Origin of the sequence: Actinoplanes sp. NPDC048967 (genome assembly GCF_040649415.1) — a bacterium.
Taxonomy (GTDB): Bacteria; Actinomycetota; Actinomycetes; order Mycobacteriales; family Micromonosporaceae; genus Actinoplanes.
This window is the reverse complement of sequence record NZ_JBEZFL010000003.1, coordinates 235073-250400: the sequence shown is the minus strand read 5'-3', so window position 1 is coordinate 250400 and position 15328 is coordinate 235073. Positions and strand designations below refer to the sequence as shown.

General features: G+C 70.9%; 12 protein-coding genes. 5 read left to right on the top strand and 7 right to left on the bottom strand.

The features are described from left to right. Positions 1-42 precede the first annotated feature (42 nt). On the top strand, positions 43-462 hold the full coding sequence (locus AB0C12_RS13665; RefSeq protein ID WP_360547580.1) for a hypothetical protein: 420 nt from the start codon (positions 43-45) through the stop codon (positions 460-462). Between the two features lie 9 nt (positions 463-471). Here AB0C12_RS13665 and AB0C12_RS13660 read toward each other — a convergent pair whose 3' ends face one another. Then, positions 472-1668 (bottom strand): MFS transporter, encoded by a 1197-nt coding sequence (locus AB0C12_RS13660; RefSeq protein ID WP_360547578.1) that lies wholly within the window; start codon positions 1666-1668, stop codon positions 472-474. Continuing rightward, on the bottom strand, positions 1665-3923 hold the full coding sequence (locus tag AB0C12_RS13655) for a glycoside hydrolase family 3 C-terminal domain-containing protein (RefSeq protein ID WP_360547576.1): 2259 nt from the start codon (positions 3921-3923) through the stop codon (positions 1665-1667). Before AB0C12_RS13655 ends, AB0C12_RS13660 begins: the two co-directional genes overlap by 4 nt. Before the next feature lie 59 nt (positions 3924-3982). Between AB0C12_RS13655 and AB0C12_RS13650 the strand changes: the two genes are divergently transcribed. Both AB0C12_RS13650 and AB0C12_RS13645 read left to right on the top strand, forming a co-directional pair. After that, on the top strand, positions 3983-4579 hold the full coding sequence (locus tag AB0C12_RS13650) for a helix-turn-helix domain-containing protein (protein WP_360547574.1): 597 nt from the start codon (positions 3983-3985) through the stop codon (positions 4577-4579). Positions 4580-4621: 42 nt separating this feature from the next. Next, on the top strand, positions 4622-6298 hold the full coding sequence (locus AB0C12_RS13645; RefSeq protein WP_360548982.1) for a bifunctional 3'-5' exonuclease/DNA polymerase: 1677 nt from the start codon (positions 4622-4624) through the stop codon (positions 6296-6298). 1 nt (position 6299) lies between these two features. On the opposite strand, the gene AB0C12_RS13640 is transcribed toward AB0C12_RS13645, so the two are convergent. Next, positions 6300-7121, bottom strand: coding sequence for an aminoglycoside phosphotransferase family protein (locus tag AB0C12_RS13640; RefSeq protein WP_360547572.1), 822 nt, complete (start codon positions 7119-7121; stop codon positions 6300-6302). A gap of 127 nt (positions 7122-7248) precedes the next feature. Here AB0C12_RS13640 and AB0C12_RS13635 point away from each other — a divergent pair, with 127 nt between their 5' ends. Further along, positions 7249-7695, top strand: a complete 447-nt coding sequence (locus AB0C12_RS13635; RefSeq protein WP_360547570.1) for a hypothetical protein — start codon at positions 7249-7251, stop codon at positions 7693-7695. A gap of 88 nt (positions 7696-7783) precedes the next feature. Here AB0C12_RS13635 and metH read toward each other — a convergent pair whose 3' ends face one another. Then, the gene (gene metH / locus AB0C12_RS13630; protein WP_360547568.1) at positions 7784-11560 is read right to left on the bottom strand and encodes a methionine synthase; all 3777 of its coding nucleotides are present in this window, start codon (positions 11558-11560) and stop codon (positions 7784-7786) included. Between the two features lie 130 nt (positions 11561-11690). Here metH and AB0C12_RS13625 point away from each other — a divergent pair, with 130 nt between their 5' ends. Beyond that, positions 11691-12185, top strand: coding sequence for a hypothetical protein (locus AB0C12_RS13625; protein WP_360547566.1), 495 nt, complete (start codon positions 11691-11693; stop codon positions 12183-12185). Positions 12186-12277: 92 nt separating this feature from the next. On the opposite strand, the gene AB0C12_RS13620 is transcribed toward AB0C12_RS13625, so the two are convergent. The 3 genes from AB0C12_RS13620 to AB0C12_RS13610 form a co-directional block, all read right to left on the bottom strand. After that, positions 12278-13756 carry a DUF2716 domain-containing protein gene (locus tag AB0C12_RS13620; protein ID WP_360547564.1) on the bottom strand — a complete coding sequence of 493 codons (1479 nt, stop codon included), beginning with the start codon at positions 13754-13756 and terminating at the stop codon, positions 12278-12280. Between the two features lie 137 nt (positions 13757-13893). Continuing rightward, entirely contained in the window at positions 13894-14718 is an 825-nt protein-coding gene (locus AB0C12_RS13615) for a metal-dependent hydrolase (protein ID WP_360548980.1), read from the bottom strand. Positions 14719-14837: 119 nt separating this feature from the next. Beyond that, on the bottom strand, positions 14838-15302 hold the full coding sequence (locus AB0C12_RS13610; RefSeq protein ID WP_360547562.1) for a DUF1707 domain-containing protein: 465 nt from the start codon (positions 15300-15302) through the stop codon (positions 14838-14840). Positions 15303-15328: the final 26 nt, after the last annotated feature.

Below are 15328 nucleotides of genomic sequence, written 5' to 3'. Positions count from 1 at the left end.
TTCCCCGTCCGGGGTGTTGTGGCCGGGTGCCACGATCGGCGGATGGCCGCCGTCGATGTCCAGCGAGTGTTCCGCGCCCTGGCGGAGGCCCGGGACAAGGACTTCTATCCGCTGTGGTGCGACCTGACCTACCTGTGGCGTCCGCTGCCCGAGATCACCTTCCGGATCTACCAGGTGGCCGGCACGGCCGATGCCCGGGTGGCGCTGTGGGTGGCGGGCAGTCGGCCGGACCGTACCCGGATCACCTGGGGTCTCGGGGTGACGGCCGAAGCCGGGACGCTCACGATCGAGACGTCGATCGACGTCGGGGCGCCCGCCGGTCCCGAGGTGGACGACCAGGTGTTCGAGCGGTCGGCCGCGACCGGCGACGCGGCCCGGGCCGCCGAGCTCATCCGGAGCATGGCCGGGGAACTCTGCGCTCAGCGGTGGCCGATCACCCAGGAGTCGTTCCCGCCGAGCTGACCGGACGGTTCAGGCCCGGTTGAGCAGGACCCGGCCCAGCAGCAGCGTGCCCAGGCCGGCGACCACCACGCTGAGCAGGCCGACCCGCAGGCTGCTGTGGTCGGCGACCAAGCCCACCAGCGGCGGCGAGAGCAGGAAGCCCACCCGTTGCAGCCAGCTCACGATGGTCAGGCCGGCGCCGTGCGGCAGTCCGCGCAGTTCGTCGGCCGTGTGCATCGCGGCCGGGACCAGCGTCGCCGTGCCCAGCCCGGCCAGCGCGAAGCCGGCCAGGGCCGAGCCCACGGACGGCCAGGCGAGCGCGCAGCCCATCCCGGCCGCGGCCAGCGCTCCGCCGGCCCGGGTCACCGTGCGCTGGCCGAACCGGTCGACAGCCCGGTCGCCCAGCAACCGGCCGGCGGTCATCGCCACCTGCAGTGCCACGAAGGCGAGCCCGGCCGTCGCCGCGCCCGCGCCGAGATAGTCGGTCAGGTACAGCGCACCCCACGAGGAGCCGGCGTCCTCCACGAGCGCCCCGAAGGCTGCCAGTGCCCCGAGCGCGGCCAGCATCCGTACCGCCGGCCAGGCGAAGGACCGCCGGCCCGGCGGGGCCGCACCCGGCTGCGGCGCCGCCCGCTCGGCGTCCTCCGGTCCGGGCAGCATGAACCGGTACGCGACCAGCAGGATCGCCCCGACCAGCACCGCGGCCCCGCTCAGGTGCAGGACCAGGGGCACCCGCAGACCGGCCGCGGCCGAGCCCATGAGCCCGCCGAGCACCGCCCCGATGCTCCACACTCCGTGGAACGAGTTGACGATCGAGCGCCCGTAGAGGCGCTGCACCCGCAGGCCGTGCGCGTTCTGCGCGACGTCGACGATCGCGTCGGCCGCCCCGGCCACCAGGAACACCGCGGCCAGCACCCACCAGGCCGGCGCCACCGCGACCAGGATGAACGCCACCGCCAGCAGCAGCATCCCGGCCAAACCGGTCCGCGACGACCGGAACCGGCGGATCGCGGCGGCGGCGAACAGGCCACCGAGCAGCGAGCCGAGCGCGCCCGCGCCCAGGGCCGAGCCCAGGGCCGCGTTGCTCAGCTCCAGCGATTCCTTGATCTGCGGATACCGCGGCACGATGTTGGCGAACAGCGCCCCGTTGGTCAGGAAAACCGCCGCGACGGCGATCCGGGCCCGGCGGGCCTGCTCGGTCGGTCCGGCGCCGAGAGTCGCCGTCACCGGGCGCTGAACCGCTGCACCGCGGCCTCGACGTCCGGCTCGGTGACCGGGAAGCCGGGGAAGCGCGACAGCCGGACCAGCGGGATGGCCCGCATCATCTGGCCGTTGGCCGGGTCGGAGAGCATGTCGGTGAACAGGCCCGTGCCGAGTTGCTCGCGCAGCCACGAGCCGGCGGCCGGGTGGGCCAGCCAGACGTCCACGGTCGACTCGGCGGTCAGCGGCACGGCGTAGCCCTGGCCGGCCAGCGTGACCGTGCCGGTGAGCCGGATGTCCCGCGAGGAAGCGCCGACGCGGACGCCGAACTCGCCGCCCTCGACCACCCAGCTCCGGGCCGCCTCGTGCCAGAACGCGAACGCCCGCGCCCCCAGCGTCAGAGTCACCGGCGCGCTCTCACCGGGACCGAGCGCGACCTGGGTGAACGCGCGCAGCTCCTGCTCGGGGCGGTACACGCTGGCCTGCGGGTCGGTGACGTAGAGCTGGACCGTCTCGCGGCCCGGGCGCGTACCGGTGTTGGTGACCGTCAGGGTGACCTCGACCCGCGGGTCGTCGCCGTCAGCCGGCACGGAGACGGCCAGGTCGCTGTAGCCGAAGCTCGTGTAGGACAGGCCGTGGCCGAACGGGTACGCCACCTCGAGGCGGTGGGCGTCGTACCAGCGGTAGCCGATCAGCAGGCCCTCGCCGTACCGGACGTGGCCGAGCTCGCCGGGGAACGCGCCGATGGTCGGGTTGTCGGCGAAGCGCACCGGGACGGTCTCGGCGAGCCGGCCCGCCGGATCGGCCGCCCCGAGCAGCAGGTCGGCGGTCGCGCTGCCACCGGCCTGGCCGAGCAGCCAGCCTTCGAGCACAGCCTGCGCGCGGTCCTGCCAAGGCGCGACAGTCACGACCGAGCCGTTGGACAGCACGACGACCACGCGCGGGTTGGCGTCGGCCACGGCGTGCAGCAGGTCGAGCTGGTGGGCGGGCAGGTCCATGTGGTCGCGGTCGTAGCCCTCGGACTCGTACGACGGGGGCAGCCCGAGGAAGAGCACGGCCACGTCGGCGGCGGCTGCGGCCCGTACCGCCTCGGCGACCAGGCCCTCGTCGGCGGCCTCGGCGTCGATCGCGAAGCCGGGGGCGAAGGTGACCTCGCGGCGCCCGTCGAGGGCGGCCCGCAGAGCGTCCAGCGCGGTGTCCACCCGGGTGGGATTGACCTGCGATGATCCGGCGCCCTGGAACCGCGGCGTCCGGGCGAACTCACCGATGACCGCGACCGGGCCGCCGCCCGCGGGGTCGAGCGGCAGGATCCCGCCCTCGTTCTTGAGCAGCACCGCACTGGCCACGGCGGCCTCACGGGCGAGCGCGTGGTGAGCGTCGGCGTCGAAGGTCTGGCCCTCGCGCAGCGCCGGCAGGGACCGGTTGATCAGTGTCAGCACCCGCGTCGCCGCCCGGTCGACGTCCGTCTCGCTCAGCGTGCCGGCCCGGACGGCGTCCAGGATGACCCGGGTGCCGGCCCCACCGGACGACGGCATCTCCAGGTCCAGCCCGGCGGCCACCCCGGCGTCCCGGCGGTTGACCGCGCCCCAGTCGGAGACGACCAGGCCGTCGAAGCCCCACTCGTCGCGCAGCACCTGGGTGAGCAGCCAGGGATCCTCACTCGCGTACGTGCCGTTGATCTTGTTGTAGGCGCACATCACTGTCCAGGGCTGCGCCTGGGTGACCACCCGCTCGAAGGCTGGCAGATAGATCTCGCGCAGCGTCCGCTCGTCGACGTCGGCCGAGACCGTCATCCGGTCGGTCTCCTGGTTGTTGGCGGCGAAGTGCTTGAGCGAGGCGCCCACCCCGGTGCTCTGCAGGCCGTTGACCAGGGCCGCGCCGAGCTCGCCGGCCAGCAGCGGGTCCTCGGAGAAGTACTCGAAGTTGCGCCCGCACAGTGGCGAGCGCTTCATGTTGACCCCCGGGCCGAGCAGCACGGCGACCTGCTCGGCGCGGCACTCCCGGCCCAGCGCCACCCCGATGCGGCCCACCAGGTCGGTGTTCCAGGTCGAGGCGAGCCCGGCGGCGGGCGGGAAGCAGGTGGCCGGGACGCTGTCGTTGAGGCCGACGTGGTCCGACTCGCCGGCCTGCTTGCGCAGGCCGTGCGGTCCGTCGGTGACCATCACGCCGGGGATGCCGAGACGCTCGACCGGCTGCGTACGCCAGAAGTCGGCCCCGTCCAGCAGGGTGGCCTTCTCCTCGAGGGTGAGTGCGGCGAGCAGCGCGGGAACGTCGAGTGTCATGACCCGACCGTAACAATGAAAACCTCCGCATGGAAGTTTTTGTGGCCTACGATGGCGCGATGGACGAGCCCCCCGAGATCACCCGGCGCGGCGCGTACGGCAAAGGGGTGCGCCGCCGGCGCGAGATCCTCGACCGGGCCATCGAGGTCTTCGCCGAACGCGGCGCCGAGGGCACCTCGCTGCGCGCCATCGGCGAGGCCATCGGGGTCTCGCACGCGGCGCTCAAGCACTACTTCGCCTCCCGCGAGGAACTGCTCATCGAGGTCTACCGGGCCGCCGAGGAACGCTCGGTCGCCGAGGACCACCTGCCCCCGGACGTCTCGGTGGTCGGGCTGATGACCCACGCGGCCCGCCGCAACCACGGCGTGCCCGGCCTGGTCCAGCTCTACTCGACGCTGGTGGCAGGCGCGCTGGAGGAGGGCCACGAACCGTCCCGCGAGTTCTTCGGCCGGCGCTTCGCCCAGCTCCGCGCAGTGCTGACCGAGCGCATCGAGGCGGACCAGCGGGCCGGCCGGATCCGGCCCGACATCAGCCCGCCGGCGGCGGCCGCGCTGATCATCGCCGCCTCCGACGGCCTGCAGACCCAGTGGCTGCTGGACCCCGCGGTCAACCTCGAGAAGTCCCTGGAGCTGCTGGAAGGCCTGCTCGGCGGCTGAAGTGTCATACCCGCACGGCAGAATGGGTCCGTGCTGGTGGCTGTGGTGTCCGACGACGGGAGCTGGCACGGTTCCGGCCGCTGGCAGCAGGTCCACCCCGACGGCAGCCCGGCCGGTGAGCCGGAACGCGTGGCCGACCTGCCGGCCGCCATCGCCGCCCGCGAGGCCGCCGAGCACCCCCGCTGGCTGTGGGCGGCCACCACCGACTGCTATCCGACGCTGCTGCGCGCCGGCGTGCGGGTGCGCCGCTGCCACGACATCGAGCTGACCGAGGCGCTGCTGCTCGGCCACGCGGGCCGCTGGGGCGAGCCCCGCGCGCTGGCGGCGGCCTGGGCCCGGCTGACCGGCGCGCCGGTGCCGGCCGACCCGCCACCGCGCCTCCCGCAACCACCGGGCTTCGCCCAGGGCGCACTCTTCGAAGCCATGTCCGGGCCGTCGGCCGCCGCCGGCTCGGTGACCCTCGAGGCCCTGACGAGGGTGTACGCGGACCAGCACGCCCGGATCGCCGCCACCGGACAACCCGGCCGTTTCGCCCTGCTGGTGGCCGCCGAGTCCGCCGGGGCGCTGGTCGGCGCCGAGATGGGCCATGCCGGCCTGCCGTGGCGCGCCGACATCCACGACCAGCTGCTGCGCGACCTGCTCGGCGCCCCGCAGCCGGTCGGCCCGCCCCGCCGGCTGGCCGAGCTGACCGCCGAGATCAACGCGGCCTTCGGCGTGCCCGGCCTGCACCCGGACTCCCCGGCCGAGGTGCTGCGCGCGTTCGCCCGGGCCGGCATCGAGGTGCCCAACACCCGGGCCTGGGTGCTGCGCCAGGTCGAACACCCGGCGGTGAAACCCCTGCTCGAATACAAGGAGCTCTACCGCATCTGGACGGCCCACGGCTGGGCCTGGCGCGACGCCTGGATCAGCGAAGGCCGCTTCCGCCCGGAGTACGTCCCCGGCGGGGTGGTGTCGGGCCGCTGGGCCACCCGCGGCGGCGGTGCCCTCCAGGTGCCCAAGGTGGTCCGCCGGGCGGTGGTCGCCGACCCCGGCTGGCGTTTCGTGGTCGCCGACGCGGGCCAGCTGGAGCCGCGCGTGCTGGCGGCGGTGTCCGGCGACTCCCGGCTGGCCCGCGCCGGCGCCGCCGGAGACCTCTACGCGGCCCTGGCCACCGACTCGTTCGGCGGCGACCGGGCCAAGGCCAAGGTGGCCCTGCTGGGCGCGATGTACGGCCAGACCGGCGGCGCGGCGATTCCGGCCCTGGCGGTGCTGAGGCAGAGCTACCCCACGGCCTTCGACTACGTGGAGGCCGCGGCCCGCACGGGTGAGGCCGGCGGCCTGGTCCGCTCCTGGCTGGGCCGCACCTGCCCGCCGGCCTCCACAGCCTGGCGCGAGGCGGGCCTGGAGCCGCCGGAGGAGTCAGGATCGGCGGAGCCGCAGGGCGGGGCGTCGGGCCGGGCCCGAGGCCGCTTCACCCGCAACTTCGTGATCCAGGCGACGGCGGCGGAATGGGCACTGGTGCTGCTGGCGACGCTGCGGACGGCGTTGGAGGGGATGCGGGCGGAGCTGGTGCTGTTCGTCCACGACGAGGTCGGGGTGCATTGCCCGGTCGAGGAGACGGAGCAGGTCGCTGAGGCGGTGCGGGTGAGTGCGGCCAAGGCGGGAAAGCTGTTGTTCGGGGGGATCGAGGTGCGGTTCCCGCTGGATGTGTCGATCGTGGAGTGCTACGCGGACGCGTGAGCTATCGAGCCGTCGCCCGGCGGAGATCGCTCAGCCACTCGACGCCGAGCCGGTGGCCGTCGGGGAACTGGTCGTCGCGATCCCAGCGCCACGCGGTGATCATCGCCAGCATGACGGCCCGGCAGTCACGGAGCAGGTTGTGATCCACGCCGGGGTAGTGGTCCGCGACCTCGTCGGGCGCGTGGGCCAGGTCGAATTCGACCGGTCCCCGGCAGCACGTCTCGAAGTCGATGAAGAGCGGGCCGGTCGCGGTCGGGAGCACGTTGCCCGGGTGCGGTTCGCCGTGCAGCAGCTGGTCGGGCCGGCCGGTGTCGCTGACCGCCCGGTGCAGGCGGTCCAGCGTGCCGGCGAGAAAGGCGCGGTCCTCGTCGGCCAGCCTCGGCGTTTGTCGCGGGTCGGCCACGAGCGCCCGGGCCTCGGAGATCCGGTCCGTGAAGTGCGGGGCGGGCAGGTCGACCCGGCGCATCCCGGCATGCAGACGTTCCAGCGCTGCGGCGTAGTCCGCGGGTGGGATCGCTTGAGTGGTCACCGGTTCGTAGTAGGTCCAGAAGGTGACCACGAACTCGTCCTGGGCGAAGACCTCGGGCCTTTCCAGCGCGGCGACCGGGCTGCCGACCTCGACCAGACGCTGAGCGATGTCGAGTTCGAACTGGGCGGACTGGTGTGCTGCCGGTGCCACCCGGGCCAGGACGTCGCCGGGTCGCAGGCGCAGGGTGAGCTTGTTCGAGTTGTGCAGCACGACGGCGTCGTGGGCGGCCAGGCCGAGTGAGGAGGCGGTTGACAGGGCTGCTCGGGTTGCCCGGTGGGCCGCGTCCGCCTGCATCGGAGCACCGTAGCTCGGCGTTGCCGGAGCAGCAGCCGAATTCGGTTCCACAGCACGTGGCCCGGCAAGGGGTGGCGAGAACCGATCGGTGTGTCTAGCCTGCCATCTGGATCAACAGGGGGTAGCTGTGGGCGCGTCACATTGGGACTACTACGTCCCGTACCGATCTGATCTGCAGGCCGCCCTGGATGACCTGCGGCGGCACGTTTTCGAGACCGGGGACTACTGGTGGGCGGTGCCGTACGAGCTCGGCACGTCGGCCGCCGATTTCCCGGACCGACCGCGGACCGAGGACGAGCTGTGGGCTGACGAAACCGTTCAAGAGTGCGGTACACACTCGATCCTCGACGTGCGATGGGTGGTGACCGAGCTCCAGGACGCTGATTACGGGACGGTCAGGACAGTCAGCGAGGCGGAGGCGCTCGAGTGCTCGGGTGTCACCAAACCGACCCGGGCACACGTCAAGGCACTGGAGCCACTGGCTCAGGAGCGATGGTTCGGTAGGTGTGCCGTACTGCACGACACCGCGGGGAAACCGAACGAGATCTACTTCTGGGGATTCTCCGGCGATTAGCCACGGCGATGGCCGCTGAGCACATGATGCGTCGCTGCCTGCCCCGGCATCGACGCTCAGGGGCAGGCCATCGGGTCAGCGCGGCTGGTCATTCGTTGTCCGAGCGATAGCCGAGGTTGGGCGCCAGCCATTTCTCCGCTTCGGCGACGGTCCAGCCTTTGCGGCGGGCATAGTTCTCGACCTGGTCGCGGCCGATCTGGCCGAGCACGAAGTACTGCGACTGCGGATGGGAGAAGTACAGGCCGCTGACAGCGGCGCCCGGCCACATGGCCATGCTCTCGGTCAGCTCGATCCCGGTGTTGGCCCGGACGTCGAGCAGCTGCCAGATCGTCTGCTTCTCAGTGTGCTCGGGGCAGGCCGGATAACCGGGAGCAGGCCGGATGCCGATGTACTGCTCTTTGATCAGCGCCTCGCTGTCGAGGTTCTCGTCGGGCTGGTACGCCCAGAATTCGGTGCGGACGCGTTCGTGGAGCCGCTCGGCGAAGGCCTCGGCCAGCCGGTCGGCCAGCGACTCCAGCAGGATGGCGTTGTAGTCGTCCATCGCGGCCTTGAACTCGGCGATCTTGTCGCCGATGCCGAGACCGGCGGTCACCGCGAACGCGCCGACATAGTCGGGTAGGCCGGTGTCGCGGGGCGCGACGAAGTCGGCGAGGGATCGGTGTGGCACTCCGGCCCGGTGTTCGGTCTGTTGCCGCAGCTGATGCAAGGTGCTCAGCACCGCGGTGCGGTCCTCGCTGGTGTACAGCTCGATGTCGTCGCCGACCGCGTTGGCGGGGAACAACCCCATGACACCGGCCGCGGTGATCCACTTCTCGGCGATGAGCCGGTCGAGCATCGTCTGCGCGTCGTCGTACAGGCGGCGGGCGGCTTCCCCGGTGGCCGGGTTGTTGAGGATGTCGGGGAACCGGCCCTTCATCTCCCACGCGTTGAAGAACGGCTGCCAGTCGATGTACTCGCGCAGTTCGCTGAGCGGGTAGTCGGGGAACGTCTTGACGAACTGCTGTGCCGCCGGTGCCGGCCGGCCGTCCTGATGGACCCGCGGCGACTGCGCGGCGATCAGCCGGGGCCGCGGCGGGCGGTAGCCGGTCCAGTCGATCGGGGTGTGGTTGTCCCGAGCTGCCGAGATCGGCAGCATCACCTTCGTGTCGTTGCGGGCGGCGTAGCGTTCGCGCAGGGACTCGTAGTCGGCGGCGACCTCGGCGAGCAGAGCGGGACGCTGCTCGTCGGACAGCAGCGCTGCGACGACCGGAACCGAACGCGAGGCGTCCTTCACCCAGATGACCGGCCCGTGGTATTTCTTGTCGACCTTGACCGCGGTGTGCGCCCGCGAGGTCGTGGCGCCGCCGAGGAGCAGGGGAATCTGCAGTCCGCGGCGCTCCATCTCGGCCGCGAAGCTGACCATCTCCTCCAGCGAGGGGGTGATCAGCCCGGACAGCCCGATGACGTCGGCGCTGTGCTCCTCGGCCGCGGCGAGGATCTTCTCGGCGGGAACCATGACGCCGAGGTCGATGACCTCGTAGTTGTTGCACTGCAGCACGACGCCGACGATGTTCTTGCCGATGTCGTGCACGTCGCCCTTGACGGTTGCCATGATGACGACACCGTTGCTTCGCCGGGCGTCTCCTGGCTTCTTGGTCGCCTCGATGAACGGGATCAGGTAGGCGACCGCCTTCTTCATCACCCGCGCCGACTTGACCACCTGAGGCAGGAACATCTTCCCGGCGCCGAACAGGTCACCGACGACGTTCATCCCGGCCATCAAGGGTCCCTCGATGACTTCGATGGGCTGGCCGCCGCGGCCCGCGATGAGCGCCCGGAGCTCCTCGGTGTCGGCCTCCACGTGATCGTCGATGCCTTTGACCAGGGCGTGGGTGATGCGTTCCCCGACGGGCAGTGAACGCCAGGCGTCGTTGACCGCCTCGGCCTTGCGGCCGTCACCGGCGAACTCGGTGGCGATCTCCAGCAGCCGTTCGCCGGCGTCGCGACGGCGGTTGAGGATCACGTCCTCGATGCGCTCGCGCAGTACCGGATCGACCTGGTCGTAGACGGTCAGAGCGCCGGCGTTCACGATGCCCATGTCCATGCCGGCGCCGATGGCGTGATAGAGGAAGACGGCGTGGATGGCCTCCCGGACGGCATTGTTGCCGCGGAACGAGAAGGAGACGTTGGACACGCCGCCGGACACCAGCGCGCCGGGCAGGTTCTGCTTGATCCAGCGCGTGCCTTCGATGAAATCGACGCCGTAGTTGGCGTGCTCCTCGATGCCGGTCGCGACCGCGAAGATGTTCGGGTCGAAGATGACGTCTTCGGCCGGGAAGCCGATCTCGTCGACGAGGATCCGGTAGGCCCGCTCGCAGATCTGCTTGCGGCGCTCGAGATTGTCGGCCTGACCGTCTTCGTCGAAGGCCATCACGACGATGGCGGCGCCGTACTTGCGACACAGCCGGGCCTGGGCCCGGAACTTGTCCTCGCCCTCCTTCAGCGAGATCGAGTTCACGATCGGCTTGCCCTGCACACAGCGCAGCCCGGCCTCGATGACCTCGAACTTCGACGAGTCGATCATCAACGGGACGCGGCTGATGTCGGGCTCGCCGGCGATCAGCTTGACGAAGCGGTCCATCGCGGCGAGGCCGTCGATCATGCCCTCGTCCATGTTGATGTCGATGACCTGGGCGCCGTTCTCGACCTGCTGACGGGCGACCGACAGGGCGGCCGGGTAGTCGCCGTCGCGGATCAGATTGCGGAACTTCGCCGAGCCGGTGATGTTGGTCCGCTCGCCGACGTTGACGAACAGCGACTCGGCAGTGATGTTGAGCGGCTCCAGGCCGGACAGCCGGCAGGCCGGATCGGAGATGGCCGGCACCCGCGGGGCGAGGCCCTCGACGGCTGCGGCCATCGCCGCGATGTGTTCCGGGGTGGTGCCGCAGCAGCCGCCGAGCACGTTGAGCAGGCCGCTGTCCGCGAACTCCCGCACGATCCCGGCTGTCTGCCCCGGCATCTCGTCGTACTCGCCGAACTGGTTGGGCAGACCCGCGTTCGGATAGCAGGAAACGAAGCAGTCGGCCAGGCGCGACACCTCGGCCAGGTAGGGCCGCATCTCCTGCGCCCCGAGGGCACAGTTGAGCCCGATCAGCAGTGGCTGCGCGTGCCGTACCGAATTCCAGAACGCCTCGGTGACCTGACCGGACAGGGTGCGGCCGGAAGCGTCGGTGATGGTGCCCGAGATCATCACCGGCCAACGGCGCTCACGCTGCTCGAAGAGAGTCTCCAGCGCGAAGATCGCCGCCTTGGCGTTCAGCGTGTCGAAAATCGTCTCGATCATCAGGATGTCGGCGCCGCCGTCGACCAGGCCGTTGGCCTGCTCCAGGTACGCCTCGACCAGTTCGGTGTACGTGACGTTGCGCGCGCCGGGGTCGTTGACATCCGGCGAGATCGACGCGGTCCGGTTCGTCGGGCCCAACGCACCCACCACGAACCGCGGCCGGGCCGGGTCGGCCGCGGTCGCCGCGTCGCACTCAGCCCGGGCCAGCCTGGCCGCCTCGAGGTTGAGCTCGTACGCGATGTCCTGCATGCCGTAGTCGGCGAGCGAGATCCGCTGGGCGTTGAAGGTATTGGTCTCGATCAGGTCCGCGCCGGCCCGCAGGTAATCGCGGTGGATCTCCCGGATCGCCTCGGGCTGGGTCAGCGACAGCAGGTCGTTGTTGCCCCGCAGGTCACTCGGCCACTCGGCGAACCGCTCGCCCCGAAAGTCCTGCTCAGCGAAAGCATGCCGCTGGATCATCGTGCCCATCGCGCCGTCGAGGACGAGGATCCGAGACCGCAGAAGCTCGGTGAGTTGTGCCGTGGCATCTGGGCGCAAGAGCATCAGGAGATGCTCTCACCCTGGACGTCGGGCCGCCAATCAGGTTGATCGGACATGTCAGCGACACCACAGTCGCGTCCCTCACTACGATGTCGCCGAGCGGCCGCCCGGTCCTCGCCTCAGCAGGAGGAACATGATGTTCGTCGTCTTCGTGACAGGCGTCCGCAGTTCCGGCAAATCCACCCTTGCGCGGTACCTGGCGCTCAACGGGCACGACGCGGTCAGTCTCGACGACGACACGGCCTGGACGGCCGGCACCTCAGGCCACTGGGATCCGGACCGCCTCGATGCCCTCATCGGCACCGCCCGCGATCGGGGCGTACAAACCCTGTGGCTGGTCGGACACGCCGAGAACGCCCCGGACCTCAGCGCCCGGTTCGACGTGTGCGCCCTGCTGGACATCGATCAGACAACGGTGGTCCAGCGCATGGGTCAACGTCGCGGCGACAACCACTTCGGCGACTCCGGCGCCGCCCTGCAGAAGGCCCTCGAAAGCCACACCTCCTTCCTGGCCCGATGGCGCCGACGCGGAGCCGTTACCGTCGACGCCACCGCGGCGGTGCAGGCCGTCGCCCAGCAACTTCTGACAGCGGTCGCCGCGGCCGTGCTGACCCGCGAGCCGCATTAGCGCAGGCCGTCGTCGAGGAAATCGTCCGCCGACCGCGCGCCTGACTGGCCCGTAGAGCCCGGCATTCCTCCAGCCGTGCCATGACCGGGGGATTATCCGTCGATGCCATCCAGGTTGCTGCGCTTGACGGGAAGCCAGCTCGTGAGAGTCGGTACCAGGGCGGACACCAGCTGCTCGCCGAAGATGCAGAGCGTCTGTTCCCATGGATGGCCGAAGATCCCGGTGTGCATGTCCTCGGTGAGGAAGATGTAGTAGTCCCCATTCGGGAAGACCGTCGTGGGCCATTGCTGGTCCGACCGGCAGGCGAACACGTGGGGCCAGAACCGGTACGTCTGGTGCTGCCAGTCGAGCACGACAATGCTGGTGTCGGGGTCCAGCACCCGGGTGAGCGCGGCCAGTGCGAGGCTGTTGATGGCGTCCGCGCCGGCCGCGAACTGCGCGTGGCTGCCGGCGAAGATCGGTCCGAGGTCGACGGTGACCGACGGCCGGGGCTCTTCGATCGCGGGCCAGGATCGCATGCCGGGCCGGAAGGCGAAACGCTGGTGGAAAGCGTCCCAGTACGTGTCGTCGGCATCCATGGGGATCGGTTCCCAGGCAGGCCGAGCTGATGGAGTGGACGCGGTCAGGCGGTCATCCACCCCGTGGACGATGCCGGCCAGTTTCTCCTGGATGCCGCGCAGCACCGTGATGGTGTCACGGTCGGTGAAGCCGGTGTCGGACGTCCAGTCCCGCGCCCAACCCAGCGTCTCGCTCGCGAATGCCAGCTCGGTGGCCAGCAGAAGGCGGCGGCAATCACGACGCGACACGGGACGTGACGCGTCGAGCAGGCCGACGAGCCGTCGCACATCCGAGCTCAGTTCGCGTCGATCGCGGTAGCCGAGAAGGTCGACGACCATTTGCCTGTCACCGTCGGGGCGCTCCCACTCCGTCATGCCGAGCCGAAGCAGTAGCCGTTCGACCGGTGTCAGGTTGCTCAGATCGACCTGCGCATCCATGTCCACCGGCTGATCATCCGGCAGCCGGTATCCAGCCGCGTACTCATTTATCGCGATCCGGGGGTCTGGCGCAGGACGTGACGTCTTGTCAGCAGAGGCGGAGGCGCACGTCAGAGCGGTCGTCGAAGCTGTTCCGGCCGGCCATGATCCCCTTGGTCCCGCGCAGCGGGCCGACGCAGTGCGGGTCCTCGGCCAGCAGCTCGGCCGGGCCGCGGCCCGGCCCGGATCGCTGACGGCGAGATCCACTCCTCCGATGGCGATCTCGGCCGCGATCACCGCCGCCCGGAAGTCGGCGGCGATCCGGTCGAGCGGCTTGCGCGGCTGCCCTGCCCCGGCCGGCATTCCGGCGTACGAGAAGCCGACATCCCCGATCTGCCACACCTGCCGGCGCCGCCGTGAGTAGATGGTCACCGACGCGCTCGGGCGCAGGTGCGCCGGCAGCTCCGGGGCGATCCGCTCGGCGAGCGTCGAGGTCAGGCGGAGAGTGGCCGACTCCACGTCGGCGTCCTCAGGGAGGGCGGTGATGGCCGAGACGCAGGCCGCCATCGCCCAGCGGCCACCGCTGACGGCCGGCATCCCGTACCCCTGGCCGGTGACGTCTGTGGCGCCGTCCACGATCGCTGCGTGACCCTCCGTCACGATGACGGCGTCCTCGCAGAGCTGGGGATCGCCGGCCTTGCCGGCGACGAAGCTTTCGACGGCCCGCACGCCGCTCAGCCGCCGTCGGCCCAGAGTTCCAGGTCCAGGCGTTGCAGTACGTGCGGGGCGAACATTCCGAAGACCGACAGGATGGCGATCAGCGTGAACAGGGTGCGCAGCACCAGCACCTCGCCGCGACCGCCGACCTTGATCGCTATGCCGTTCGGGACGCCGATCATGCGCCACATGCGGCGGCCCATCGGGATCGGCCACAGGATCGGTACGCCGTTCTTGGTGATCATGTCGCCCAGCAGGTGCACGACGCAGCCCACGCCGACCGCGAAGCCCAGCATCGGGTAGCCGCGGTCGCCGGGCAGGTTCGCCGCCGTGAACCAGGCGATCACGCCCGATGCCAGGGTCACGATCAGCCAGCCCGCGCGTTCGGCCCACTCGTCGAACAGGCCGCGCAATGCCAGGCCGGCCATGAAGAACACCACCGCCACGACCGCCCACTTGCCCGAGCCTGCGCACAGCGCCGTCGTGCCCCAGCCGACCAGGGCCGCGAACGGCAAGGTGTGGGTGAACGTACGGTGACCGTTGTTGCGGCGCGGGTCCTTGCTCAGTTTCGTCGCCGTGTAGACACCCAACGAGACCTTCTCGACGACCTCGGCCACGAACAGCGAGAACACGCCGAACGTGCGGGCCACCGTCGCGCCGCCCTGGTTGCGGGTCACCTTGCCGGACAGGTCCAGGTCGGGCAGCAGGGCGCCGCCCGCGCAGACCGTGGTGCCGACCGCGATCGCGAGCGGCGACTGGGCGTACCCCGCGAAGTGATCCAAGGCCCAGCTGCCGGCCAGCCAGACGGCCGCGCCCGACAGTGCGTGCGACGGACCCATCATGGTCGTGCCCACCCCTCCCCGTAGCCCCGGCGCGACACGGCCGGGGGTAAACCTGGCAACTGTCGCAGAGCGGGGAGGGGCGGGCAACGACCGCCACGTCTACTGTGGAGTGTTTACGATCACCTATAGGTCGGGGCGTTCCACGGGGCGACATGGTGGCGGTAGCCGTACTCGGCCCGGTAGCGGCCGTACCGCGCGTGCCGCATCAGGCCCATGACCAGGAACACCAGCGGGATCGCGGGCCAGAAGAAGTGGGCGCCGGAGAGCGCCCAGAGAGCGGTCAGGAAGAGGGCCAGCGTCGCGACGAAGCCGGCGTGCCGGCGTACGCCCCGGCGTGTCGCGGCCTGCGCCTCCGGTGTCGCGGCCAGCGCGCGGCGGCCGTTGTCGGGCAGGTCGGCGGTCAGCGGGGCGAGCTCGTCGCGGAACTTGGCGGCGTACACCTGACCGAGTCTTTCCTCGCCCTCCTCGAGGGTGAGCCGGCCCTCGGTCATCGCGGCCCGCAGGATCTCGGCCACCTGCTCGCGCTCGGTGTCGGAGGTGCGGAGCCGATGCGGACCGGACCGGGTGGTGTCGCTGGGATACACGGTGACCTCCTGAAACGTGGCGGGAC

Coding starts and splice junctions, on each gene's coding strand:
- AB0C12_RS13625 (WP_360547566.1), top strand. CDS start 11,691: ATGATGTTCGTCGTCTTCGTGACAGGCGTCCGCAGTTCCGGCAAATCC.
- AB0C12_RS13655 (WP_360547576.1), bottom strand. CDS start 3,923: ATGACACTCGACGTTCCCGCGCTGCTCGCCGCACTCACCCTCGAGGAG.
- AB0C12_RS13640 (WP_360547572.1), bottom strand. CDS start 7,121: ATGCAGGCGGACGCGGCCCACCGGGCAACCCGAGCAGCCCTGTCAACC.
- AB0C12_RS13665 (WP_360547580.1), top strand. CDS start 43: ATGGCCGCCGTCGATGTCCAGCGAGTGTTCCGCGCCCTGGCGGAGGCC.
- metH (WP_360547568.1), bottom strand. CDS start 11,560: ATGCTCTTGCGCCCAGATGCCACGGCACAACTCACCGAGCTTCTGCGG.
- AB0C12_RS13650 (WP_360547574.1), top strand. CDS start 3,983: ATGGACGAGCCCCCCGAGATCACCCGGCGCGGCGCGTACGGCAAAGGG.
- AB0C12_RS13615 (WP_360548980.1), bottom strand. CDS start 14,718: ATGATGGGTCCGTCGCACGCACTGTCGGGCGCGGCCGTCTGGCTGGCC.
- AB0C12_RS13620 (WP_360547564.1), bottom strand. CDS start 13,756: ATGCCGGCCGTCAGCGGTGGCCGCTGGGCGATGGCGGCCTGCGTCTCG.